Annotated in this window: 30 protein-coding genes and 1 riboswitch; of the genes, 4 read left to right on the plus strand and 26 right to left on the minus strand. The window is 35.5% G+C overall.

What is annotated here, in order from left to right; all coding sequences use genetic code 11:
- Positions 1 to 42: 42 nt before the first annotated feature.
- The 11 genes from ACAN52_RS16930 to ACAN52_RS16980 all read right to left on the minus strand — a co-directional run bounded on the left by ACAN52_RS16930 (position 43) and on the right by ACAN52_RS16980 (position 8,129).
- On the minus strand, positions 43 to 270 hold the full coding sequence (locus ACAN52_RS16930) for a DUF3006 domain-containing protein (RefSeq protein ID WP_378956119.1): 228 nt from the start codon (positions 268 to 270) through the stop codon (positions 43 to 45).
- Positions 271 to 272: 2 nt separating this feature from the next.
- A complete protein-coding gene (locus ACAN52_RS16935; protein ID WP_378956121.1) occupies positions 273 to 1,160 on the minus strand; it encodes a ComEC/Rec2 family competence protein in 888 nt (295 codons plus the stop codon).
- 177 nt (positions 1,161 to 1,337) lie between these two features.
- The gene (locus ACAN52_RS16940) at positions 1,338 to 1,688 is read right to left on the minus strand and encodes a type II toxin-antitoxin system PemK/MazF family toxin (RefSeq protein ID WP_378956122.1); all 351 of its coding nucleotides are present in this window, start codon (positions 1,686 to 1,688) and stop codon (positions 1,338 to 1,340) included.
- Between the two features lie 2 nt (positions 1,689 to 1,690).
- Positions 1,691 to 1,963: a CopG family ribbon-helix-helix protein gene (locus ACAN52_RS16945; protein ID WP_378956123.1), complete on the minus strand. Its 273-nt coding sequence runs from the start codon at positions 1,961 to 1,963 to the stop codon at positions 1,691 to 1,693.
- A 207-nt stretch (positions 1,964 to 2,170) separates the two neighbouring features.
- Positions 2,171 to 3,724 carry an NAD(P)H-hydrate dehydratase gene (locus ACAN52_RS16950; RefSeq protein WP_378956124.1) on the minus strand — a complete coding sequence of 518 codons (1,554 nt, stop codon included), beginning with the start codon at positions 3,722 to 3,724 and terminating at the stop codon, positions 2,171 to 2,173.
- A 4-nt stretch (positions 3,725 to 3,728) separates the two neighbouring features.
- Positions 3,729 to 4,103 (minus strand): holo-ACP synthase, encoded by a 375-nt coding sequence (gene acpS / locus ACAN52_RS16955; RefSeq protein WP_378956125.1) that lies wholly within the window; start codon positions 4,101 to 4,103, stop codon positions 3,729 to 3,731.
- 114 nt (positions 4,104 to 4,217) lie between these two features.
- Positions 4,218 to 4,979: a flagellar motor protein MotB gene (locus ACAN52_RS16960; protein ID WP_378956126.1), complete on the minus strand. Its 762-nt coding sequence runs from the start codon at positions 4,977 to 4,979 to the stop codon at positions 4,218 to 4,220.
- On the minus strand, positions 4,979 to 5,764 hold the full coding sequence (gene motA, locus ACAN52_RS16965; RefSeq protein ID WP_378956127.1) for a flagellar motor stator protein MotA: 786 nt from the start codon (positions 5,762 to 5,764) through the stop codon (positions 4,979 to 4,981). Before motA ends, ACAN52_RS16960 begins: the two co-directional genes overlap by 1 nt.
- 108 nt (positions 5,765 to 5,872) lie before the next feature.
- On the minus strand, positions 5,873 to 6,964 hold the full coding sequence (gene hydE, locus ACAN52_RS16970; RefSeq protein WP_378956128.1) for a [FeFe] hydrogenase H-cluster radical SAM maturase HydE: 1,092 nt from the start codon (positions 6,962 to 6,964) through the stop codon (positions 5,873 to 5,875).
- Between the two features lie 107 nt (positions 6,965 to 7,071).
- On the minus strand, positions 7,072 to 7,560 hold the full coding sequence (locus ACAN52_RS16975) for a ferritin (protein ID WP_378956129.1): 489 nt from the start codon (positions 7,558 to 7,560) through the stop codon (positions 7,072 to 7,074).
- Positions 7,561 to 7,730: 170 nt separating this feature from the next.
- Positions 7,731 to 8,129, minus strand: a complete 399-nt coding sequence (locus ACAN52_RS16980) for a carboxymuconolactone decarboxylase family protein (protein WP_378956130.1) — start codon at positions 8,127 to 8,129, stop codon at positions 7,731 to 7,733.
- 75 nt (positions 8,130 to 8,204) lie between these two features.
- Here ACAN52_RS16980 and ACAN52_RS16985 point away from each other — a divergent pair, with 75 nt between their 5' ends.
- A complete protein-coding gene (locus ACAN52_RS16985) occupies positions 8,205 to 8,570 on the plus strand; it encodes a MerR family transcriptional regulator (protein ID WP_378956131.1) in 366 nt (121 codons plus the stop codon).
- 2 nt (positions 8,571 to 8,572) lie between these two features.
- On the opposite strand, the gene ACAN52_RS16990 is transcribed toward ACAN52_RS16985, so the two are convergent.
- From ACAN52_RS16990 to ACAN52_RS17000, 3 genes are all read right to left on the minus strand, one after another.
- Positions 8,573 to 10,627, minus strand: coding sequence for a thioredoxin domain-containing protein (locus tag ACAN52_RS16990; protein WP_378956132.1), 2,055 nt, complete (start codon positions 10,625 to 10,627; stop codon positions 8,573 to 8,575).
- 76 nt (positions 10,628 to 10,703) lie between these two features.
- Entirely contained in the window at positions 10,704 to 11,243 is a 540-nt protein-coding gene (locus ACAN52_RS16995; protein ID WP_378956133.1) for a hypothetical protein, read from the minus strand.
- A 224-nt stretch (positions 11,244 to 11,467) separates the two neighbouring features.
- Complete coding sequence (locus tag ACAN52_RS17000) at positions 11,468 to 11,815, minus strand: winged helix-turn-helix transcriptional regulator (RefSeq protein ID WP_378956134.1); 348 nt, start codon at positions 11,813 to 11,815, stop codon at positions 11,468 to 11,470.
- A 165-nt stretch (positions 11,816 to 11,980) separates the two neighbouring features.
- On the opposite strand from ACAN52_RS17000, the gene ACAN52_RS17005 reads away from it, so the two are divergent.
- Genes ACAN52_RS17005 through ACAN52_RS17015 form a run of 3 tightly spaced genes read left to right on the plus strand, consistent with a single transcriptional unit; the run spans position 11,981 to position 13,085 of the window.
- Positions 11,981 to 12,208 (plus strand): DUF2798 domain-containing protein, encoded by a 228-nt coding sequence (locus tag ACAN52_RS17005; RefSeq protein WP_378956135.1) that lies wholly within the window; start codon positions 11,981 to 11,983, stop codon positions 12,206 to 12,208.
- A gap of 47 nt (positions 12,209 to 12,255) precedes the next feature.
- Positions 12,256 to 12,570, plus strand: coding sequence for a cupin domain-containing protein (locus ACAN52_RS17010; RefSeq protein WP_378956136.1), 315 nt, complete (start codon positions 12,256 to 12,258; stop codon positions 12,568 to 12,570).
- Positions 12,571 to 12,623: 53 nt separating this feature from the next.
- Positions 12,624 to 13,085: a pyridoxamine 5'-phosphate oxidase family protein gene (locus ACAN52_RS17015; protein WP_378956137.1), complete on the plus strand. Its 462-nt coding sequence runs from the start codon at positions 12,624 to 12,626 to the stop codon at positions 13,083 to 13,085.
- Positions 13,086 to 13,387: 302 nt separating this feature from the next.
- Here ACAN52_RS17015 and ACAN52_RS17020 read toward each other — a convergent pair whose 3' ends face one another.
- The 12 genes from ACAN52_RS17020 to ACAN52_RS17075 all read right to left on the minus strand — a co-directional run bounded on the left by ACAN52_RS17020 (position 13,388) and on the right by ACAN52_RS17075 (position 22,787).
- Positions 13,388 to 14,014, minus strand: coding sequence for an HXXEE domain-containing protein (locus tag ACAN52_RS17020; RefSeq protein WP_378956138.1), 627 nt, complete (start codon positions 14,012 to 14,014; stop codon positions 13,388 to 13,390).
- Between the two features lie 262 nt (positions 14,015 to 14,276).
- Positions 14,277 to 14,711 carry a MarR family winged helix-turn-helix transcriptional regulator gene (locus tag ACAN52_RS17025; RefSeq protein ID WP_378956139.1) on the minus strand — a complete coding sequence of 145 codons (435 nt, stop codon included), beginning with the start codon at positions 14,709 to 14,711 and terminating at the stop codon, positions 14,277 to 14,279.
- Between the two features lie 486 nt (positions 14,712 to 15,197).
- Positions 15,198 to 15,515: a pyrimidine/purine nucleoside phosphorylase gene (locus ACAN52_RS17030; RefSeq protein WP_378956140.1), complete on the minus strand. Its 318-nt coding sequence runs from the start codon at positions 15,513 to 15,515 to the stop codon at positions 15,198 to 15,200.
- A gap of 103 nt (positions 15,516 to 15,618) precedes the next feature.
- On the minus strand, positions 15,619 to 16,440 hold the full coding sequence (locus ACAN52_RS17035; protein WP_378956141.1) for a pyrroline-5-carboxylate reductase family protein: 822 nt from the start codon (positions 16,438 to 16,440) through the stop codon (positions 15,619 to 15,621).
- Positions 16,441 to 16,495: 55 nt separating this feature from the next.
- Positions 16,496 to 17,293 (minus strand): TrmB family transcriptional regulator, encoded by a 798-nt coding sequence (locus ACAN52_RS17040; RefSeq protein ID WP_378956142.1) that lies wholly within the window; start codon positions 17,291 to 17,293, stop codon positions 16,496 to 16,498.
- A gap of 383 nt (positions 17,294 to 17,676) precedes the next feature.
- Positions 17,677 to 17,991, minus strand: a complete 315-nt coding sequence (locus ACAN52_RS17045; protein ID WP_378956144.1) for a hypothetical protein — start codon at positions 17,989 to 17,991, stop codon at positions 17,677 to 17,679.
- Positions 17,992 to 18,122: 131 nt separating this feature from the next.
- Positions 18,123 to 18,220: riboswitch (guanidine-I (ykkC/yxkD leader) on the minus strand.
- 232 nt (positions 18,221 to 18,452) lie between these two features.
- Positions 18,453 to 19,241 (minus strand): SDR family oxidoreductase, encoded by a 789-nt coding sequence (locus ACAN52_RS17050; protein WP_378956145.1) that lies wholly within the window; start codon positions 19,239 to 19,241, stop codon positions 18,453 to 18,455.
- 294 nt (positions 19,242 to 19,535) lie between these two features.
- Entirely contained in the window at positions 19,536 to 20,273 is a 738-nt protein-coding gene (locus ACAN52_RS17055) for a DUF169 domain-containing protein (RefSeq protein WP_378956146.1), read from the minus strand.
- Positions 20,274 to 20,556: 283 nt separating this feature from the next.
- The gene (locus tag ACAN52_RS17060; RefSeq protein ID WP_378956147.1) at positions 20,557 to 20,970 is read right to left on the minus strand and encodes a MarR family winged helix-turn-helix transcriptional regulator; all 414 of its coding nucleotides are present in this window, start codon (positions 20,968 to 20,970) and stop codon (positions 20,557 to 20,559) included.
- A 462-nt stretch (positions 20,971 to 21,432) separates the two neighbouring features.
- Complete coding sequence (locus ACAN52_RS17065) at positions 21,433 to 21,957, minus strand: permease (RefSeq protein ID WP_378956148.1); 525 nt, start codon at positions 21,955 to 21,957, stop codon at positions 21,433 to 21,435.
- Between the two features lies 1 nt (position 21,958).
- The gene (locus tag ACAN52_RS17070; protein WP_378956149.1) at positions 21,959 to 22,435 is read right to left on the minus strand and encodes a permease; all 477 of its coding nucleotides are present in this window, start codon (positions 22,433 to 22,435) and stop codon (positions 21,959 to 21,961) included.
- A gap of 16 nt (positions 22,436 to 22,451) precedes the next feature.
- Positions 22,452 to 22,787 carry a PadR family transcriptional regulator gene (locus ACAN52_RS17075; RefSeq protein WP_378956150.1) on the minus strand — a complete coding sequence of 112 codons (336 nt, stop codon included), beginning with the start codon at positions 22,785 to 22,787 and terminating at the stop codon, positions 22,452 to 22,454.
- Between the last annotated feature and the right edge of the window lie 142 nt (positions 22,788 to 22,929).

Raw genomic sequence — 22,929 nt, forward strand, 5'->3', positions numbered from 1 at the left:
AGTATGATTTTTGAAAGATAGACTTTTTCAGTGGCCTCGCGATTAACCTTCTTGATTTTTTGCTAATATTTCTTTTAGCAAACACTCTGCTTCTGTTTTTGCAGTGATCGTTGCCTTAACATCGATGTGTAAGTCAATGTGCAAGATATCACCTTCTTTGACTTCACTAGGTAAAATATGTTTTGGCCATACGACTCGTGCCTCTTCATCTCCTAACAATAGTATCGCTTTATTACCTTCAAATCGATCAATAACAGCTTGAATTTCCATAGTTATTTCTCCTTCGTAATCTGATATGTGCTACCATCACTCGTAATACTAACCGTTCCATCTTGATCCGTACGGTATACCTTAAGCTTGGCCTGTTCATATTTTTTTAACGTTGAGGGATGAGGGTGATGATAGTCATTATTAGCTCCTAATGAGATAATAACGGCTTCTGCTCCCACTGCTTTTAAAAATTCAGACGTAGAAGATGTATTACTGCCATGATGTCCAGACTTTAGCACTGTACTTTTAAGCTCACCAGCATAAGTTTTAAGCATACGTCCTTCAGATTCTTTTTCTGCATCGCCTGTTAATAACATAGAAAATTTATTATAAATCAATTTAGCTACGACAGAGTTGTTATTCAATTCTGAGGCTGTAAGATAAGGCTTTTCAGGTGCAAAAAATTTCATTTTAATATCATTACTAATTACAATTTCAGTCCCTGCAGTCACGACTGTAAACGGTATATTTTTCTTATTTACGAGAGATAAATATTGACGATACAATGCTGTTGTTCCCGTTTGCCCACTATCATAAATCTGTCTCACCTTGAAATTTTCCAATATCCCAATCATCCCCCCTAAATGATCGGCATGGGGATGAGTAATAATGACTTTATCAATGGTCGTAATACCTTCTTTTTTTATGTATGCTACCATTTTGTCCCGAGTATCAATATCACCCGTATCAACAAGTACTGTTTGTCCAGCTACTCGAATTAAAATCGCATCACCTTGTCCGATATCCAGAACCTTCACCGTGAGTGCCGAATTTGAATTTTGTTGTTCTTGATTTTTCTCTGTTGTTTTTACTGTCCCCTTACCACAACCTGCTAAAAAAACCATTGTAAAAATTAAGACCGCACTCACTAACCATAACCCTTTACGCATTTCAATCCTCCATTAGTATTTTAATATTTTTTGATCATAAAAAAAGACTTGACTTGTACCAAGTCCTCAGACGCAAGCAGAAGTCTTAATCATTCTTACTTGTAACCCTAGAAAGTGTTATACTTTCTGATTACATATTAAAAAATAGGCAGTTACCTGCCTATCCTCTACTATCATTTATACATCAACCAGACCTAAGCTTACCTTGATGGCTTCATCAATCATGTTCATCACTTCATCACTTAGATGAGTCACTTTTTCTTTTAAGCGCCGTTTATCTATTGTGCGTAACTGCTCAAGTAGAATGACAGAATCTTTTTCTAAATTAGAAAATCTAGAACTAATCTCCACGTGTGTCGGTAATTTCCCTTTGGAAATCTGAGAAGTAATGGCTACTACAATCACCGTCGGACTATATTTATTGCCAACATCATTTTGAATTACTAAAACAGGTCGATGGCCACCTTGCTCAGAACCCACAACCGGGCTTAAATTAGCATAATAAATATCTCCACGTTTTACCACCATATTTATTCACGCTCTGCCAGCAAGGTAGGCATTTCAAAAATATCTGTATCTGCCAGCAATCCTTCCTCAGCTAGTTGCATATTAATATTAGCCATTTCCTGATATCCTTTACGCATCCTATCACGTACTTCTTTACGCTTACGATCCTCAATACACGAACGCATAGCATCACGCACAAATTGACTACGGCTTAACTTCTCCATAGCAATAATACCATCCACTTCTTGAAGTAAACTATCTGGAATACTAATCATAATGCGCCTCAATTCTGCCACGCCTTCACCCCCGCCAGTTAACACATGCTTTTCATATAGCTTTATTATAAGTTTTATCTATAAGGATGTCAATTTTTTTATATATGAATCTGTTAAATGGCGAATGATAACGAGCTGCATTTATCTATACTACCCATTTCTCCTTGCGCGTTTACCACAACGCACATCACTATCATTAAGTATGCTTGAAAAAAGAAGAAATTATGCTTAATCCTTTTCTTGAATGCCAAATATTGCTGCTGGCAAAGCTTGAATCAAATCACTCGCTGCTACACCAATCATTCCATTCCGCGCTACAATGTCACCAGCCAAACCGTGAATATATACACCAACCAAAGCTGCTTCATGACTTGATAGGCCCTGAGCAATTAAAGCGGCAATCACTCCAGTTAATACATCACCAGTACCACCTGTTGCCATACCAGCATTACCGTTGATATTAATATATACTTCACCATCTGGAAATGCTACTAAAGTGCGCGCTCCTTTCAAAATAATAATGCTTCCCCACTCAATCGCTGCTTGTCGAGTAATATAAATTCGATCTTGGTTAACTTCATCAACGGTTAATCCAACAAGCCTTGCCATTTCTCCAGAATGGGGTGTTAAGACTGGTACAGCTTTCGTTTCCGTCAAGATATCTGTATGACCAATCAATGCATACAAAGCATCAGCATCGATGACTAATGGTTTTTCTACTGTTTTAATGATTTGACGTATCGCTGTCATCGTGTCCACGTGACGGCCAAGCCCAGGACCGATTGCTACGATGTCATTTCTAAGGGCCATTTCTTTTATATCACTGATTGCACCTTGCCCCATAATACCTGCCGCTACCTCCGGCAGGGGTTTGGTCATGACTTCTGTTAATTTAGCTTCCATGATATCATGTAAACTTTCAGCAATCCCTAAAACAACCAAACCAGCGCCAGCGCGTACTGCAGCATTCGAAGTCAGAGCTGCTGCACCAGTCATTCCTTTTGAACCTGCTACAATTAATACTTTTCCACAACTGCCTTTATGAACATCTGGATTTCGTTTAGGAAACATCGACTTCACTATCGTATTTGTAATAATATTCTGTTTAATTTTTTCATCAATCAATAATGTGCGCGGAATTCCGATATCTGCTACTGTTACATCACCAGCATAAGAAGCACCAGGATAGAGCAATAATCCTTGCTTCGGTAGAGAAAAGGTAATGGTATGATCAGCCTTTACTGCTACACCAGAAATTTGCCCTGTATCAGCATCAACACCTGACGGAAGATCAATTGCAATCACGACTTTATTGATTTTATTAAGACTTTCGACAACTTGAGCCATATGACCACTCAATTGTCCAGTAAACCCCGTTCCCACCAATGCATCTACTAAACAATCTGTAAATGTCATCGCAATTTTTACTTTATCCCAGTCACTCTCATTAGCAACTTCGATCACATCAATGCCCATATAGGAAATAATTTGCAAATTAATCAAAGCATCTCCCGTGACATTGGCTTTGTTACCAATCAAGAATACTTTTACTTTAGCCCCTTGATTATAAAGATGTCGAGCAACAACATAGCCATCGCCCCCATTATTACCTTTACCAGCAAAAATAGACACCCTTTTATTATATAAATTTCCCATAATCCGCTCAATTTGACTTACAACTTCATTTCCTGCATTCTCCATAAGAGCTACACTTGGAATTCCATATTCTTCAATTGCCCTTTGATCGATTGATCTTATTTCAGCACTTGTTACAAATTTCATATTATCACCCTCCCCATAAAATAGCCTGTGCGGCAGCATATTCGCGCGCATGCGTTAAGGAAATATGGATACCAGTCACTCCCATATCCTTAGCTAACGTTGCAAATTGTCCACTAAGTTCTACATATGGACATCCTTTATCATTTAGCAAAATTTCTATATCTTGTAAACTTCCTCCAGCTAAACCTGTACCAAATCCCTTCATTATAGCCTCTTTGCCAGCAAAACGTGCTGCATAAGAAGAAGCCTTCTGTACACCACGACTTTCGCAATACTCTTGTTCATTTTTCGTAAATACTCTATTAATGAAAGACTGGCGTATAATAGCAGCTTTGACGCGACTAATTTCAATAATATCAATACCAGTACCAAGAATCACACTCTTCACTCCATATTAGTCTTTATTATGCATTGTATCAGTATTAACCTTGTTTTGCCAACACTTGGTGACAAAAAAGAAGACTTAGCATTTTTCTAAGTCTTCTTTTCACTATTATTGTATTCTAAAATTGCGCATAATCAGTACTTCGACTCGCCGATTTTTAGACTGTGCTTCGCTTGAAGTATTAGGTTCTAGCGGGCGGTACTCTCCATAACCAATGGCACTAAATCTTTCAGGCTTTAAATTTCCTTGACTCAATAGAAATTTCATGAAATTAATTGCTCGTGTAGAACTCAACTCCCAATTAGATGGAAATTCACGAGTATTAATTGGTACATTATCAGTATGCCCTGAAATGACAACTTTTTGTGACAAAGGCGCAAGCATTTTTTCAATCTCAGTAGCAAGTCGCTGAGATTCTGTACGAAGTGCGGCACTGCCAGAAGGAAATAATGCTGAATCTTTAATCCGAATCATTAACCCATCTTCTGTCAAAGATGCACTTAAATCGCCAACTAATTTGTTATTTTGGATATATTGATCAAGCTCTTGTTTTACTTTTAACAACTCAACTGTTTCTTTTAATTGAGCTTGGTCTTTAGCGCCGCCTTCAGTCCTTGATTGATCTGGCTTAGAAGCGTCAGCTTCTGGAGCAATGGATCGATTGTTATCAAAAACAGAAGGACTACCACTAAAAGCTGCACTCAACGACTGAGCCATTTGAGTAAATTTTGCACTATTTGCATCAGCTGATGCAAATAAAACAATAAATAAGGCTAATAATAATGTTAATATATCAGCATAAGGAACCAACCAGGATTCATCTGTATGCTCTTCATGATGCTCACCATGATGTTTTTTCCTTCTGGACATTATGCTTCCTCCGTCTTAGCCTTTAACAATTGACGTTCACTCTGGGGAATAAATACCATAAGTTTAGCCTCAATCGCAGTGGGGGAATCACCAGCTTGCAGTGATAAAATTCCTTCTACCATCATTTTTTTGCTATCAACTTCTTTTTTGGACATCATTTTTAATTTATTTGCAAAAGGATGCCAAATAACATACCCAGTAAAAATCCCTAGCAACGTAGCAACAAAAGCTGCTGCAATGGAATGTCCCAATTTTTCAATATCATCAAGATTACCTAGCGCGGCAATCAGACCAATAACCGCACCAAGTACCCCTAGGGTTGGAGCATATGTACCTGCTTGGGTAAAAATAAGAGCCCCTACACGATGTCGTTCTTCCATACTTTGAATTTCTGCATCCAATACATCACCAACAAAATCTGGATCAAGACCATCAATAACCATACTTAAACCTTTCTTCAGAAATTCATCCGTAATCTCATCGACACGACTTTCCAAAGCTAAGATACCTTCCCGCCTAGCTACCTGTGATAAATCAACAAACATTTTTAACATATCACCTTTAGGCATCAATTGGGGTTTCCTAAATAATGTTTTGAACAATGCTGGAAAATTTTTCAGAATATCCATTGTAAAAGCATTAAACAAACAAGCGACTGTACCACCGATAATAATCAAAAATGCAGCTGGATTGATTAATGCCATTGGACTTGCACCTTTCAAAGCCATACCGACGACGACAGATAAAACACCAGCAACCAAACCAATCACTGTTGATGTTTCCAAGATATTTCCCCCCAAACTCAAACCATAGACCTAATCTATGGATATTTTGTGTATTTCAGCCTATTTCTACATAATTCACTTTTTTTTTTCATTTTCCTGCACATCATTCTATTTTTTTATGCGATAACCATATTCTTTTGATACCTGTCGACCAATCCCCGTAATTTTCCCTGTAATACATCCTCGACAATGGGCAGGCGTATCATTTATGCATATTTTACCAGGATATAAACTATAAAGTTGTCGATACTCTCCCTCTGTCACATTTGGCATCACCACATTTGCACCACTTTTGAGAGCGATCATTCTTCCTTCTTTATTTAAAGTTTCCATTGCTGTCGTTGCTGGTATATTTGCATCAGGTAACAACAAGCGAATCAAGGCCATCACTTTCAAACTTAGTTCAAAAGTCCCTCCTAATTCATGAGCTAAAGGTGTATCTTCATTGGGAATAAAAGGACCAAGACCGATCATATCAGCGTCTAACTCTTTGAAAAACAAAATATCATCCGCCAAAGATTCTACGGTTTGCTCAGGCAATCCCACTAAGCAACCTGTCCCAATCTCATACCCTAGTTCTTTTAAATCAGTCAGACAGCGAATCCGGTTCTCAAAACTCATACCTGGATGAAGTTTTTCATAAAGTTTACGATCAGTTGTTTCGATCCTCAGTAAATATCGATCAGCACCAGCTTCTTTATAAGCCAGATACTCACTTCTCGTCTTTTCCCCTACACTTAAGGTAAGTGCCAAACCCAAAGACTTAATGTTACGAATAATATATTGCATATCTTCAACGCCATAGATATCACTTTCACCTGATTGCAGCACAACAGTCTGATACCCATAGCTGCTAGCTTTCGTGGCAAAATCAATAATCATCTCCGGAGTAAGCCAATAGCGTTTAACATTACCATTATCTTTTCTTAGACCGCAATAATGACAATTCATCTTACAAATGTTAGAAAACTCAATAAGTCCACGTAAATGTACCTGATCGCCAACAAATTGACTGCGAACTCGATCAGCGGCACTAAACAACTCTTGAACACTCTCATTATTTTTCAACAATAAGACGATTTCATCCTTCGTTAAAGAGTGTGTATTTTCAGCTTTATGAATAATCGCCAATGCATCGATCAAACTACCACTCTCCCATACTAATTTAAATTGATATGATCTCTTTATTTCTTCATTCATTCCATGAATCCCTTTTTAAATAAAAAAATCAGATTTATGTCCTATTCGGCCATAAATCTGATTCCACAAGAAAAAGGCCTCTACTATGTGGAGGCCTTTCAAATATCTTAAGCGCGTTTTCCAAGCTCTTTATCGATATAAAGAAGAGAACCATTACTATTGCCAACCATTTTCAATCTTTCTAAAATAGTTGAAGCATTTCCTTCTTCTTCTACTTGTTCTTCAATGAACCATTGCAAGAAAATCTGAGCAGCATAATCTTTTTCTTCAATGGCTAATTCATATAACTTAGTTATCAAACTAGTGATATGTATTTCATGGGCTAATACTTTTTCAAACACTTCAACTGGAGTACCAAACTCAACTGGCGGAGCTGCAATAGCTTGAAGTTTAACAGTACCTCCTCTTTCAGTTAGGTAGTTTAATAATTTAAAAGCATGACCCATTTCTTCATTATATTGAGTTTTAAGCCAATGAGCAAATCCTCGAAGATTTTTTCCTTCTGAATAAACGGACATTGCTAAATAAATATACGCTGAATCCATCTCTGCTTGAATTTGATTGTTGATCGCATCTTGTAATTTGTTGCTAATCATTTCTCATTACCCCTCTCATTTGAAAAGTTTTTTCTTGACTTAATATTAACATATTATAGCAACACTTGCAATCTATTTTTTTTACTAAATAATATTTATTATCCATTGATAATATTATTACTTATTAATTGATAACAACTATTTCACTCAATCTTATTTACGATACCATATTATACAATCGTCTTCTCAACACCTAGATTCCGCAGTTTAAAAATCTTCTTAGCAACACCCACAGCATTTAGAACTCTTGGAAATCCTGTATAAGGAATACATTGAATAAAAACTTCAATTATTTTCTGAGGAGTTATTCCTACATTTAATGCACCATTGATATGTACCTCTAACTGATTTTCACAACCTCCTAATGTCAGCAGACTAGATAACGTGATGATCTCTCGTTCTTGTAAATTCAAATTTTCACGACAATATATGTCTCCAAAAGCAAACTCAATAATATACTTTCCTAAATCAGGCGCAATGTCATTAAGAGATTCAATGACATGTTCACCGACATGACCATCTACCTCTGATAACTTTTTTAAACCTTTTTCAAAACGACTTAATTCCATTGTTCTGACCTCCTCAAATTGTTATAATCAAATTGTAACTCTTCGAGTTAACTCTAAGTCAAGGGGAATCTGAAAATGAATTATTCAATAGGACAGTTTGCAACAATAACCAATATAAGCTCCCATACATTACGCTATTATGAAAAAGAGCAATTATTGATTGTAAGCCGAAATTCAATAGGAAGACGATTTTATACTTCAGAAGACGTCGATTGGATTCTATTTATCAAAAAGCTAAAAGATACAGGAATGTCGATTAAAGGCATTAAAGAATATGCTTTATTACGTTATCAAGGAGATTCCACAATGCAACAGAGGCTAGAAATATTAGAACAACATCGACAATCTGCAGTCGAAGAAAAAGTTAAATGGGAACGTAATCTTTCAAATCTCGATGAGAAAATTAAGATCTATAAAAATAAAATAAACAAAAAAGCTTAAAACTAACTGCTCACTAAATGAGCGAGTTTTTCCATATCGGTAATCGGAGGCTGACATGCAAAACTTTTGCATAGATAAGCCGTAGCCTTGCCATCAATGATTTTATATTCATCCTGCCTTTCTCCATCTGACTCATAGAAATGTACCACACCTGCAGGCAAGAAACTCTTTTTCATAACTTGTAACATGTTTTGAGTATCAATAGCATCTTTAGCGCCAACAATAACAACTTCTATTTTTCCCACCAAATAATAATCAAGGGCCATCATAAAATAAGTATAACCTGCAGCATATTGAGCAGCTTCTCCAACAAAAAATTCTAATTGTTCTTTCCCTATTTTTGCAAGATGCTCATCATGAGTTAGATCGGCTAATTTTTGTAAAGCAAGAGCCGCAACGGAATTACCTGACGGTATAGCACCATCATATAACTCTTTGGGACGTGTAATCAATTTTTCGCCATCATTTCCATAGAAATAAAAACCACCTTGCTTTGCATCCCAAAATAGTTTTTCCATATTTTCAGCCAGCTTCACAGCTTGCTCCAAATAGTTCGATTGAAAAGTTGCTTCATAGAGATCGATGACCGCCATCAACAAAAAAGCATAATCATCAAGATAAGCGAGATGTGCAGCTTCTCCTTCACGATAACGCGCCAACAAACGTCCATCAAAACGTCCATCAGATTGCATCAGATTCTCATAAATAAATGCGAGCCCTTTCTCGGCAATCTCAGCATAGTGATAAGATGTAAGTACTTTTGATGCTTTGGCAAAAGTGCTGATCATCAAAGCATTCCAAGCCGTTAAGATTTTATCGTCTTTATAAGGATGGATCCTCGTTTCTCGCACCTGATATAAGGTTTCTCGTCCTTTTACCAATAAATCCTCTAGTTCTTCTACACTCATATTTGCCCTTTTGGCATCTTCTCTCACATCATGCTCAATACGATTTAAAATATTTGTTCCATGCTCAAAGTTTCCTTGAGATGATACATGATAACAATCAGCAAAAATAGTCCCTTGCGTTTCGCCAAGAATTTTTAATACTTCCTCTCGGGTAAAAACGTAGAATTTACCTTCCACCCCCTCCGAATCGGCATCTTCTGCCGAATAAAAACCACCTTTCAGGTCCGTCATATCTCTAAGAACATAGGTCAAAATCTCTTCAGCTATGCGCGCAAATTCAGCATTACCTGTACATTGATAAGCTTCAAGATAGGTTTGACATAATAAAGCATTATCATATAACATCTTTTCAAAATGAGGTGCTAGCCATTTTTGATCAGTAGAGTATCTGGCAAACCCATAACCTAAATGATCGTAAATCCCGCCCTGCCCCATCGCCGTGAGAGTTATTTCTACCATAGTTAAGGCTTTCTGTTCCCCAAAATGTTTCCAATAGCGCAATAAAAACATCAAATTATGAGGAGTCGGGAATTTAGGTGCTTTACCAAATCCACCATATCTCGGATCAAATCGTTCTGCAAGCTGAGAATAAGCTTGATCTAAAACATCTTTTGATAAGGTACTTTTTTCCTTGACTCCTTTGGAATTCTGTAATAATTCTACGATATCTTCACCAGTTCTTAGGATCTCATCCCGGTTACTTTCCCAACCTTTCTCGATTGTAAATACTAAATCTATCAGTCCCATTCTACCCATCTTACTGTGCTTAGGGAAGTAGGTTCCCGCAAAAAAAGGTTTCTTGTCAGGTGTCATCACCACTGTAAGTGGCCACCCGCCCTGCCCTGTCATCGCCTGACATACAGACATATAGATTCCATCCACATCAGGTCGTTCTTCCCGATCTACCTTAATGCAAACAAAATATTCATTTAATACAGCAGCTACTTCCTCATCTTCAAAAGATTCTCGTTCCATGACATGGCACCAATGGCAGCAACTATAGCCACTACTGAAGAACACTGGCTTATCTTCTCGTTTGGCCTTTTCAAATGCTTCATCACCCCAAGGGTGCCAATCTACTGGGTTATAAGCGTGTTGCAAGAGATATGGACTTTTTTCTTTAATCAATCGATTGGGCTTTTTGTCCACGAAATCACCCCTCAAATCAGTTACATTACATGGCATGCTCACAATTAGTATGTACAAAAAAAGTATTAGCATTACGCTAATACTTTTCGCATTCAAATACATATACTTTACCACATTTTGCTCTTTTAAAACGCTCACCAGCAAAACCTACATTAATTAATTCCTGTTGAATCTGCATCATTAAAAAGCCATGCGTTACAAGTACGCTTTCCTCAGAATCTGCAATAATATCAGAAACAAACCGTTCAACTTTATCTTTAGTCTGTTTCATTGTCTCTGGCTGAGACCGATGTGATAAGAACCATGCTATTCTTCCCGCAATCATCCAAAATGCATGAGGTAATTTTATACTAGATTTAAAGATTGGCATTATAGGTACTTCGCCAATTAAAACCGATTCAGTAATAACTCCCCTATAGATATATTTTGCTGTTTCTATTGCTCGCGGTAAGTTGCTACAATAACACTTTTCCCAGTTATATTTCTCTACTGGCATAGTTACTTTCCGAATTGGTGAACAATCATATTGCCTTACCCATTCTTGAAATTCTTCATCTGATAATACACACTTATGTGAACAGTCAACCTCAAAGTGTCGTACTACTCCAATTCTCATAAATATCCCCCAGTTTCCAATTAGACTCTATCGAATGATCATTTATCACTCCTAATAAAATCCATAATCCCCTTCATCATCTACATATTAATTCGTTTCTTTCTATTTTCATCCTGAAAATGCATATAGTAAAAATCAGCAAACTTAAGCTAGTTTCATTTTATATAACTATCTATAAAATTAGTTCCATGAGGAGATATGGCACCAATGGCATGTAAATTAATTTAATCATCAATAAAATCTTTTGAATCAGTCCCTTTTATTTTTAAATATCCTTTTCCCCAGTTACTTATCGATTCCAAGATCGGTTGAAGACTCCTTCCCAGGTCAGTTAAAGAATATTCAACTTTTGGAGGAACTTCCGCGAAAACCTTTCGAGAAACAAGCCCATCTTGTTCCATTTGCCGAAGTTGTTGTGTGAGCATTTTTTGACTGATACCATTTATTCCTTTTTGAAGGCAACCAAAGCGTTGATTATTTTCGTTTAATAAATTTCTAATAATAAGAACTTTCCATTTATGCCCGATTAAGTTTATTGCTTCTTCGATAGGACAAACTTTAGTAATAGACATGGTTAAGCCTCCAGCAAAATCAATAATAGTTACCATCTGGTTTGTATTGAACGAAATAGTGCCTTATTGCAAGAATTAAGTTTCGCTATTATTATAGTAACAAATAGACTTATAGGCAAGACGTAGCGTCAACTACATTTTTGTTTCAAAAGAAAGGGTGGACTTATGCGGGTCAATGTAAAATATAAAACTATATTATTTGGATTTGTAATGGGAGGTTTTACATCATTTATTATTTCAGCTGTTCTAACATTAGTAAATAGTGGAACAGGCGATTTTCTCATTCACTGGCTAAGAAATTGGATGATTGCTCTCAGTTTAGCTGTTCCTATTGCAACATTTATTCCTCCTATAGTCGGGAGAAAGATTGCGCGAATTACGGAGGAATGTTGATTTTATAAAGGTAGTGTAACTATGGTTAATTAAAAGGAGGATTTCAAATGGAAAAAATTAATGTTAATTCGTTATTAGACTTTTCAAATGAAAAATCAGTACGTAAAGCTCTTACTCATGAAGGCAGTAAGCTTGATACAGGACTTTTATTATATATCCCTGGACAGAGTACACCTGAACACAGACATAAGGATATGGATGAGATTTTTTACGTCGTTGAGGGTGAAGGTATATTAACTATCAATGGTGAAGAGTTTGCTTTGCAAGAAAAAGATATAATTTTATCTCCTAGAGGAGAGGGACATGGTTTTTTCAATTCGAGTTCAGGTAATTTAGTTATTCTGCAGGTTAAAATATTCTAATTAGTGACAACGTATCATTCTTTACAATCTAAATTATATTGGGAGGTGAAACCATGAGAAGCATTCGTGATACCAATAAGCAAGTAACTCGTGATGAGGCAATGGAAATTTTATATCATGGTGAATACGGGGTGCTTTCTACAGTCGATAGAGATGGACAACCCTATGGGGTGCCGCTACACTATATAGTTTTAAATGATGCGGTTTACCTGCATTGTGACCTTGAGGGCCATAAACTTGATAATATTTCTGATAATAATAGAGTGTGTCTCACAATAATTGGATATTCTGAACTAGTACCTGGCTCGTTTACCGCTAACTATGAAAGTGTTATTGTTTTTGGAAAGGCGAATTTGGTAGATGAATCCGAGAAAATCCAAATGTTAAATGAATTAGTAAGAAAATATAGCCCTGAATATTATGATAAAGGTATGAAAGTAATTGACTCTTTTAAAAATAAATGTTCGGTGATTCGAATTGATGTAGAACATATTACAGGCAAGAAAAAGAGATAAATAAGAAGTATAAAATGGGCAATAGCAATCTTATTAATCGTTAATCGTAAGCGTACAACAAATTTGTTGAACTTCTGGATTCCAGATAAATAATCTTCTAGAAGTTCAGGATGCCGATGGAACTGTGCTCCTGGAAGGTTCTTTAAAATGAAGTATATAAACGCTAATATATAAGTGATTCTTTCCAAAGTTAGTTGCTTTTGCATTTTTTCAAGAAACATCCGCGTTTGTAATTTTTATTTCTCTTTTGTTATGGATATTGTGTAGCTTGGGGCATATTTATTAAATCTGTGATCACTACTTCACTTTGCACTATAAGATCCTAATTGTTTTTTTGTAAAACTAAATTTTGATTTTTCATCTTTCATCCATATGTTGCCTTTAACAATCAGAATATAGGTTGCTATAACAAAATATACACTCCCTAAGATCCAATCGGTAGCAGTCACTAAACCATGAGCGATAATATAGTTGATATACCAAGTTCCTATCGGGACATGGAGCAATAAAACGGCGAATAAACCAGGATTATAAATACCTTTTATTTTCATATTGGCAAACAGTCCATGCCAGATCAATTGGAAGAAGCCCATAAATACTGGTGCAAGCCCCAACCATATCTGATCGATAAAAAAGATTGGGAGCAAATAGAAACCATAGGCAATCAATATATTAATTACCATAGCCGACTGACTATTTAAAGGATATTTATCTGGATTTGAACTTTTAAAAATTACAACATTAAAAATTCCTGGGAAATATCCCGGCCAACGGTACTCTTCAAACTGATGAACGAGAATTGCAACAAAGCTCAGACATAAAATGACTTCTATTTCTTGCATATTCTGATGGATAATGAGTAATCCAATGCACACCACCAAGGCTACTATGCCACCGATATCCTGCCAGTACTTTCTCAAATAATTCATATCTTTACACCTTCTTCTTATATTTTTTTAAACTAGTTACCCACTTATTATGAACTAGGATGCCTTTTTCTCATTATTTGAATAGAGAGCGTGGTATTTTTTATAGTAGCCGCTACAGATATAATTGTCATTAACAATTATATCTGTAAAAATAATTAGCTGAATCTATCCAGCTAATTATTGCCGTATATTAGTATATTTGCTCAAAAAAAGCGATTATATTGCATCTAATAGCTAACATTCATGGTCATCATTTTCTGTCTTAGCTGTGAGATTGAATATTAGCATACATTTTATGCAATAAACTTTTAAGTTTTTCTACTTCTTCCTGGTTCATATCTTCAACCAGCCATTCATTCATTTCATCGGCAATTGGGATAATTTCTTTTTTTATTTCCGCACCTCGCTTTGTCAAATAAATTAAGGATGAGCGTCTATCATTCTGACTTTCCTCTTTAAAAATAAGATCATTTTCTGCCAATTTATCGATAAGTCGTGTAGTATAAGGTTTATCTCTAAGTGATACTAACGATAATTCTGTTGGTGAAATTCCCTCTTTCTCCGAAATTTTAGCAAGTAAAACCCATTGTTCAGGAGTAACCCCATATTTTTTTAATTTTTTAAGGAATATGTTTTTCATTCTTGCATATGTTCTACTAATTAAAAAGCTAATTGCATCGGTTAAAATATAATTCATTTCCACCTCCATTTAATTGTCATTGACAATTTTTTTTAGTATATGTTAAATTCCTTTAAAAGTCAACACTAAATGAATCACATCATTGTTATATCTTTTATTCTTGTTAGCTAAGCTCTTATCATACAAAAAAGATCCACAAATTACCAAAGTTATTCTGTGGATCTTTTCTATATACTGAATTGTTTTTTCTGTCAGTTCATTAAAAATAGACAAGTATTTTTTACTTTAATGAACATGGCGCCAGTGTCACTTAAAAAACTGTTTACAAGTTTTGAGAATCCAACAAATCTAAGCCCTGTAAGAACTTACTGCTGTTCCGTGACATGTCATTTAACATCCCATGACATGCTGTATCGCAAAAAAATGAAATAGATATTAGACAATAATTCGTAACCTCTCGAATCAAATCCATAATTTACTGTGTAGCTTTTATTACTGATTAAACAACAATGCTATTGCCATATAATGCGCTACCACTTACCTTTACTCTTTTATATATGAGCAGCAATAATCCGATAATTCTTGTGCTACAATTTTGAATTTTGAATGTGCTGGAATTTCAAAAGTTCGCCCTGCCTCAATTGTAATCCATTCTTCACAATTAGGAAGCAATACTTCTAATTTTCCAGCTAAAAGTTCCATATGTTCCTTATCTACTGTTGCAAATTCATATTTCCCCGGCATCATAATTCCCAATGTCTTTCTTTCCCCGCTTGTAAGTAGGACGGTACGACTTGTCACTTTACCTTCAAAATATACATTAGCCTTTTTTATTATAGAAACATTCTCGAATTGATTCATTTTAAACCCTTCTTTCAAATTCTTATTATTTAGTAATAAATTATATCTCTTCACATCATGCAATATCGACTCAAAATCACTCGTGATTCAGCTCACGATTTTGTTAATTGAGAATAGAATTGCTAATTTGTCGTGAAATTTCCTTACTACGAGTGATCCCTTTTCTCAATGCAGTTACAAATAATTCACCAGACTTTAAGCTATCTATGATTGCTTCAGTAACACCTCCTTTTGTTATCATTCTTGCAATATATTCGACTTTTTCATCTTCTGTAGCAAACGACGGTAGAATTATTTTTGCCCACTCATAAAGATCTAAAAACCTAGCCCATTCTTGTTCTATTTCATGTATTGCTTCTTTTATTATTACTTCATTATCTTCTTGCAATAATGCTGCGGGTAGACATACGCCGGCTGTAAAAATATCCACATCCTTCTCATGTGAAATCTCAAAAATACGAAGATTCATTTTGCTTAAAATACGACCTACCAATTCATTATACGGATATATAGTTGCAACTCCTTTTTCTGCAACTATAGTATCTGGCCCACTTAACATCATTCTGCAAATATCGGTTTTAAATATATTTTTTAATATCTCAACAGATAATCCGGCTAAACATGAAACGATCAGTTTATTTGGGGAGATAGGTATCTCTTTTAGGCTGATAACATCTTGAGGTTTTGTGGTAATAAAAATGACATCAGCTTCATTAAAAACCTTCTCATTTTTTGAAATACACATAGTAAGGCGCATCTTTTCTATTTTTTCATATGTGGATGGATTACCTCTATACGAAATAAAAAGATTTTCTTTCTGAAATCCATGGTTAATCAACGATTCTAGAATAGCTTGTCCCAAATGTCCACACCCAATAATTCCAATCTTAATCCTATTGAAAATATTCAAATCGTGACTACTCAAATTCCATTCCTCCATTTACTTCTTATGAATGGATCATTTTTATTTTGATAACCTCTTAACGATTCTCAATAAGGTAAGATAATATCTCATTATTGTTACACATCGTATTGAACTTTTCTTTACCGATGGTATCAATTAGAACCTTTCCCCAAATGTCATGTTTAATATATTCTCTAGCTACTAGAATAATACTTGGTGTTGTTGTCCAGACACCATCTGCTTCTCCATTTTCGCCAATCTCGCAAATCACCACTTCTTTGGAATCTCCAATTACGATAGTAAGCCTCTTCCCCAGTCTCGCTTGTGATGATATTCCACAACTATCCAAATTAACATAATCGCTACTTTCCATTGTTGAATTTCCAAACACCCCTGCAATAACTGTAACGCCTCTTTTTTTTGCTTTTGCTATGGCATCATGTAAAAGAACCTCCTCGTCTGGCCAAATGGATACCAAAAGGGATATGTTCGTATTATTAATGATCCCCATAGCTTTCTCGATAAAGGTTTCATATCCAGAAAAATTAAGTGTTATATCAATATCAGGTAAAGGTTCTGTTTGTTTCAGCTGTTTTTCTAGATCTTGTATCATGGAGGTAAATTCTTGCTTCAAATTAGCTAAAAGAGTTTCTGATGGAATCGGGTAATACTTTCCCATTTCTGTAGCACTCTCAATAATAGCGCCTTTAATCTTAAGTCGATTTAATGTCTCATAAATTTTTGCAGATGGAATTTTTCCTATCTTGCTAATTTCATAGCCATTAGAAGGATATTTTCGGATTAAGGCATAATAAGCTTTTGCTTCATAAGAAGAAAAACCAAGTTGCTCTAACTTCAATATTATATCGTTCACTCCATCACCCCCTTCTATCATTTTTATTAATCGATTTCATGCTCCTCGTTAATTCCTATCTTAATTCTTAAATTGCATTCTGACAATAACTACTCAGGTACGGTGTATAAAAGTTTTTTCAAATTACAGTTATTAAAAAAATCCATATGGAAAAGCGGTCGAAAAAATAAATCCCTCAACCGCTTTAAACAAATTCTACTAGACGATACAATAGATTAATTCCCTCTGCTAATAAAAGATATGATCCACGCTAATCTTAAACAAAAATATTACTTTGATGGACATGGCACTAATGGCAACAGATAAGGACTCTCTCATATATCAATCGATTAGGATTTTTGTCTACGAAATTACCCCTTTAAAGCAGTTGCATTCTATTACCGTTACCTTGAAAATCTCTTTTTTGCCCAGACGTCCAGCTTTTGAACGTGTTTTTTGCCAATAGTAATTCCGTAGACAATCAGCAAAACAATAACGAGCGTAAACAAATCAATTTCTTTTGTTGCAACAAAATTTACAACACCTAAAAGAACTTGCGGAATAACACCCGTAAGTACTAATATCATCGAAGCTACTTTGAACCAAAACTGCGATTGCATTTTGTATCTTGCATAGAACATGAACATTGTTGCAGACCAAGCAAAAAATTCTAGAATGAGTAAAATAGCCCATTTGTTCTCCATTATCAAGTTATACATACAAATCATCTCCTATATAGCCTAACGTTAGCTTCTCCTCAAATGAATATTCATAAATTCTCTAAAAGGTTTCATATTTCTTCCACCTCTATAAGAAATCCCCCCACGAGCACAAAAAAAGCCTTGAGAATTACTCCCAGGCTTTTATCCTTCCGTGTACACAGCTTGCTGCGCGCTTTCTCTCGGACCAGACTGACATTGATGTCACGGAACCCTAGAAAGCTTTCTCTCTATTCACTTCAAAATAGAAACTATAATTGTATTATACCCCATTATACATCGTCATTGTATAAAAAAACGCATTGTTCCTGTCCTTAAGCTTTAAAAGCAAATTGTTTATGATCATTCTTTACCTGCACAAAATTCCAAATAAGGTGTGGTAGTTTTATCAACATAATTATACTTTCCTTGCTTATTTTATCATTGGTTTTACTATTTGCTGCATGATCCTTCTTGATTCGTTAGATTGTCCGAATAGTCCCCCCATCGATGATATGTTCGCAGCCGGTGATATACGAAGCCCGATCAGATACTAGGAAGGCAACCAGTTCAGCTACTTCTTTAGGACGACCCGGACGGCCAAGTGGAATACCTCCTAGGGAATTCATCATTTCCAGTCGGGCACTATCATAGTCGGTGCCTGAACCCTTAGCCAACTTCTTGATCAGTCTCTCTGCGGCCGTCGTTTCTATGAAACCAGGCGCAACGGTATTAACCCGTATTCCGTGAGGCGCGACCTGGTTGGCAAGTCCTTTGCTATAATTTGTCAAAGCCGCCTTCGCTGCAGAGTACGCCATCGTCTCAGTTGCTGGGAAGAACCGCCGGATGGATGTAATGTGAATGATAACGCCGGAGCCTTGTTCCAGCATCGAAGGCAACAACGCTCTATCTAGGCGAACAGCTGAGAATAAATTGGTGTTAAATATCTGTTGCCAATTATCATCACTCATTACTAGAGCGCCCTCGACTGGAACAGACGATCCACCTACAGTGTTGACCAAAATATCTACACCACCAAAACGATCAAGAACCGTTGTGGCAATCTTTTCAACGCCTTCTGCAGTACTAACGTCAGCTTGAATGAATAATTCGGCCCCTTGGGTATCTTCAGGAATGGATCGAGCTGTGGTTATAATTGTTCCTCCAGCACTCTTAAGGCGCTTAACGATGGCTTCACCAATCCCTTTCGTTCCACCTGTGACTAGAATTCGCTTGCCTCTAAATTCATTTACATTAAATGAGTTATCCATTATTATATCCCTTCTTTCCCTATACTTTGCTGTCCTCTTATTTCTGCTTGGTAACCATATTATCTATAGATATTTTCATAACTCTCTATCTATTTTTTAATTATATACAAGATAATAAGACAACTGTATGTCATATTAAAATCACTATTCATAAGCTTTTAAAGTTTGTTTCATTCTGCTTATATAAATAATACGGTTCACACCCCACTGATAAAAATAACACTACAGGCATCTGTCTGTAGTGTTATTTTCGAACGGCAAATTGGGAACGGAGTAAAGTCACAAAAAGATTTTTTACTGGTTTCTCATTCTTGCTACCACCTTATGCCACAAGTTCTTTTCCAAGAAACTCCCTGTTACGTTTTGCTCTATGTCTAAAAACATCTTATACGGCACAGAAAATGATAGCATGTCAGGCTCGACCATGGGACGTATTGTAATATCGGTCAATCCTACTACTGCTCTTGGATTTTCCTTTTGAGCTTCAGCGTAGGGAATGAGAAAAATAGACTGACACCCTGAGCTAAAGGGCATTAAAACGTTCTCTATTCCTGGTCTGTAATAGTTAGCAAGTACTGTAAGTGCCGATAACTGGTCACTATTGACATAAAATACAATTAGGTCAGGTATTTCCTTGGTAGTATCAACTTGTGTCATGGGTTTAAAAATTACGTACTGATAAGGGATATCTGTTATTGGCAGACATTCAACATATTCTTTACCCAGCTCTGGGTCTTTTTTATAGCCTTCTCCTTCAAATACACCTTTTTTACCAATTGACAGAAAATACTCAATCCCATCTGGATAATTGGGAAATTGGCCAAACCCTAGTCCTACTTTACCACCATGACACCCTGTGGTTTTACGTTCGAAAACTGCGGTTTTACCTTTTGTTGCAGCCAGAAATAATGGGATTGTGCAGCTCCAATGACCTTCTTTACTTTGAAGTGCCCCTTCAGGTTTTTCATTGCTAAGAAAAATAGCTACAGGTTCATACCATAAGTTCAATCCTTTTACCAAACAGCTTTCCATATGCTCTACCTCACTTTTCTTATTTAATAATAGTTCCACAAATATGACTTATTTGAATTATTTTTGAGTGATGAATTACATAAATAACTATTATTATTAATAATGCTATACATTTAGTTGTCACGACAACCAAATGTATAAAAATAGTTATTTAATATTATTATATATTTGATTTAACATTTTTTTTATTTCTGATACTTTATCTTTTTCTATTCCTGTTGTTGCTTTATCTAATAGGTCTATAACCTTTGGAATTAATTGTTCCCGCAATGCCCACCCACTGTCAGTCAAAAATATTTGAAATGCTCNTTATTTCTGATACTTTATCTTTTTCTATTCCTGTTGTTGCTTTATCTAATAGGTCTATAACCTTTGGAATTAATTGTTCCCGCAATGCCCACCCACTGTCAGTCAAAAATATTTGAAATGCTCTCTTATCCACTGGGTGGTTTTTTCGGACAACTAAACCTTTTATTTTTAACTTCTCAAGAATGCGATTAGTATTCGGTTTATCTTTAAATGTCATATCCGCCAGCTCTTTAGGGGTAATTCCTTCTTGTTCCCATAAACAGTTAAGTATAGCCCATTGCTCTGGAGTAATATCATTTTCTTTTAATCGTTGAAATAATTCATTTTTTAGTTTTGTATTGACCTTGTTTAAAATAAACCCTAATGAATCATCTAATTTAAATTTCATTTACATCACCTGCATTATAGTTGTCGCAACAACTACATTATATAATATGTAGCAACTATTAGTCAATTATATGGAACTAATATACAGTTTTATTCTTCTCCTTTTCTCTCTACTCATATTATGTCTTATACGACTAAGAGTCATACTTACGTACAGTAGCATAAAAAATAACACCAACCATAATTAATTGATTGGTGTCAAAGATTTTAATTTTTCCACTGTCTACATTCTTCGATAAGGCTATCTTTTGTTATCATTCTTACTATATATGAGTCAGATCCTCCCGAAAACCACTGATAGAAGCTAACCTAGTTATTCATTTTTATTGGATTTCTATCTTCGCAAGGTACATTAGCTTGACATAAACCACAGCCTGCCCCTACCGCTGGATTTCCTCCATAAGCGTATTTATAACATTTTATCTTATCATCTTACAAGGTCTTACAGACCAGCTATTTTCACTTAATCTGCATTAGCAACAATTAATGATATAGTTTCTTTAGAGACTGATTTTTCAATATAAAATGCTGTGAGAAGATATAAAGGTATACTGACTGCTATATGAATTAATGTAAAGTTTACTCCTAATGAAGCTGCTTCAAATAATACTATAGGAAGTTTTGTACTTGACCATACACCTAGAAAAAATATTACATTGGACAACTTTGCGCCTTTTTTTAAGAGAAGTACTCCCATTGGAAATGCTACATATAATGGTCCTGCCGCTACAGTTCCAAGTACAAAAGCTATGAGAAATCCAATTGCCCCTGACCCATGTCCCATATATCTTATTAAGGTTTCCTTTGAAATCCAACTATCCATCAGACCCATAATAATAAAGATCGGAGGAAGCAATAAAATCATTTCCTTTAAATTTGATAGTGTAATATCAAATGCATTTTTACCAATTGTATTATTTATAAAAAAGATTGCTATTTGTGCTGAAAGAAATAGTAGTGCCCATTTGTATACCTTCAATAATTTCATTTTACATCACCACCCCTATTACTGCAGTAAATACTATACAAATCATAAATGATAAAACAATTCGTTTTACAGCTATATTCTTATTAAAATATTTTATCTCGACTGGAAGAGAAATAATACCAACTGCCATAATTGTTGAAACTAATGCCGCAATCTGCATATAACCTGCCCCACCTTTAAGCAAAGCTCCTCCAAGAGGAAATGCCACAAAACTTGGAATTGCTACGATAGATCCAATTATTAATGCTATAATTACGCCTAACATACCAGATTCTGATCCAATCATGGTTGTGATTACACTTTGGTTCAGAACAGCTAAGGTGATTCCTATAAAAAGCATCATTGCAAGCACTGTTGAAAACAACTTCTCAAATGACTTCCACGCAACTTTGATGCTTTCTTTAGTTTTACTCTTGTCTTTAATAAATGAAACTAACAATAAAATTCCGGCAACTGAATATAACACAAATGATACCATTTCACATCACCTATTCCTAAAAATCTAATCTATCAAACTCGGATAAAAAGTATTCAAAATTTCTTTTTCTTTCTTCGATATCATTTTTAAATTCTTTAAGCAGAGCACGTCCTTTTTCTGTTATTGTATAACACTTTCTTGCAGCTCCTGGATTTGCTGTATCCCAGCAAGCTTCAACAGCATTTGATTTTTCCAATTCAGAAAGTGCGCGGTAAATAGCAGGTCCATCTGCTTTAATATATGGCATGGATTTATTCATCGTATTAAGCAACATAGAACCATGTGTACTCTCTTTAGCTAAAAATAATAATATAAATGCCGGCAAATGACGGCCATAATTTAATCTACTCATAAAAACCACCTTATAATTGAATAATGTGCTTGCTTAGAGCCGATGATACGCTCAAATTGAGCCACCATCACGTTAATTTTAAACCACCTTCACGCAAGGTGAGCCATTTGGATTTTTTAGGCAATAATGAACTTATGCACTA

Source organism: Pelosinus sp. sgz500959 (assembly GCF_042610375.1).
GTDB lineage: Bacteria > Bacillota > Negativicutes > DSM-13327 > DSM-13327 > CTSoil-075.

Bases quoted from the DNA above. Each gene is read 5' to 3' on its own strand.
- ACAN52_RS16980 (WP_378956130.1), bottom strand. From the start codon at position 8,129: ATGGAATTAAGTCGTTTTGAAAAAGGTTTAAAAAAGTTATCAGAGGTA.
- ACAN52_RS16935 (WP_378956121.1), bottom strand. From the start codon at position 1,160: ATGCGTAAAGGGTTATGGTTAGTGAGTGCGGTCTTAATTTTTACAATG.
- ACAN52_RS17065 (WP_378956148.1), bottom strand. From the start codon at position 21,957: ATGAAATTATTGAAGGTATACAAATGGGCACTACTATTTCTTTCAGCA.
- ACAN52_RS17020 (WP_378956138.1), bottom strand. From the start codon at position 14,014: ATGAATTATTTGAGAAAGTACTGGCAGGATATCGGTGGCATAGTAGCC.
- ACAN52_RS16995 (WP_378956133.1), bottom strand. From the start codon at position 11,243: ATGAGAATTGGAGTAGTACGACACTTTGAGGTTGACTGTTCACATAAG.
- ACAN52_RS17045 (WP_378956144.1), bottom strand. From the start codon at position 17,991: ATGTATAACTTGATAATGGAGAACAAATGGGCTATTTTACTCATTCTA.
- ACAN52_RS17015 (WP_378956137.1), top strand. From the start codon at position 12,624: ATGAGAAGCATTCGTGATACCAATAAGCAAGTAACTCGTGATGAGGCA.
- ACAN52_RS17000 (WP_378956134.1), bottom strand. From the start codon at position 11,815: ATGTCTATTACTAAAGTTTGTCCTATCGAAGAAGCAATAAACTTAATC.
- ACAN52_RS16940 (WP_378956122.1), bottom strand. From the start codon at position 1,688: ATGGTGGTAAAACGTGGAGATATTTATTATGCTAATTTAAGCCCGGTT.
- ACAN52_RS16960 (WP_378956126.1), bottom strand. From the start codon at position 4,979: ATGTCCAGAAGGAAAAAACATCATGGTGAGCATCATGAAGAGCATACA.
- ACAN52_RS17075 (WP_378956150.1), bottom strand. From the start codon at position 22,787: ATGAGTAGATTAAATTATGGCCGTCATTTGCCGGCATTTATATTATTA.
- ACAN52_RS17005 (WP_378956135.1), top strand. From the start codon at position 11,981: ATGCGGGTCAATGTAAAATATAAAACTATATTATTTGGATTTGTAATG.
- ACAN52_RS17025 (WP_378956139.1), bottom strand. From the start codon at position 14,711: ATGAATTATATTTTAACCGATGCAATTAGCTTTTTAATTAGTAGAACA.
- ACAN52_RS16975 (WP_378956129.1), bottom strand. From the start codon at position 7,560: ATGATTAGCAACAAATTACAAGATGCGATCAACAATCAAATTCAAGCA.
- ACAN52_RS17050 (WP_378956145.1), bottom strand. From the start codon at position 19,241: ATGGATAACTCATTTAATGTAAATGAATTTAGAGGCAAGCGAATTCTA.
- ACAN52_RS17055 (WP_378956146.1), bottom strand. From the start codon at position 20,273: ATGGAAAGCTGTTTGGTAAAAGGATTGAACTTATGGTATGAACCTGTA.
- ACAN52_RS16930 (WP_378956119.1), bottom strand. From the start codon at position 270: ATGGAAATTCAAGCTGTTATTGATCGATTTGAAGGTAATAAAGCGATA.
- ACAN52_RS17010 (WP_378956136.1), top strand. From the start codon at position 12,256: ATGGAAAAAATTAATGTTAATTCGTTATTAGACTTTTCAAATGAAAAA.
- ACAN52_RS16985 (WP_378956131.1), top strand. From the start codon at position 8,205: ATGAATTATTCAATAGGACAGTTTGCAACAATAACCAATATAAGCTCC.
- hydE (WP_378956128.1), bottom strand. From the start codon at position 6,964: ATGAATGAAGAAATAAAGAGATCATATCAATTTAAATTAGTATGGGAG.
- ACAN52_RS17070 (WP_378956149.1), bottom strand. From the start codon at position 22,435: ATGGTATCATTTGTGTTATATTCAGTTGCCGGAATTTTATTGTTAGTT.
- ACAN52_RS16950 (WP_378956124.1), bottom strand. From the start codon at position 3,724: ATGAAATTTGTAACAAGTGCTGAAATAAGATCAATCGATCAAAGGGCA.
- ACAN52_RS17030 (WP_378956140.1), bottom strand. From the start codon at position 15,515: ATGAATCAATTCGAGAATGTTTCTATAATAAAAAAGGCTAATGTATAT.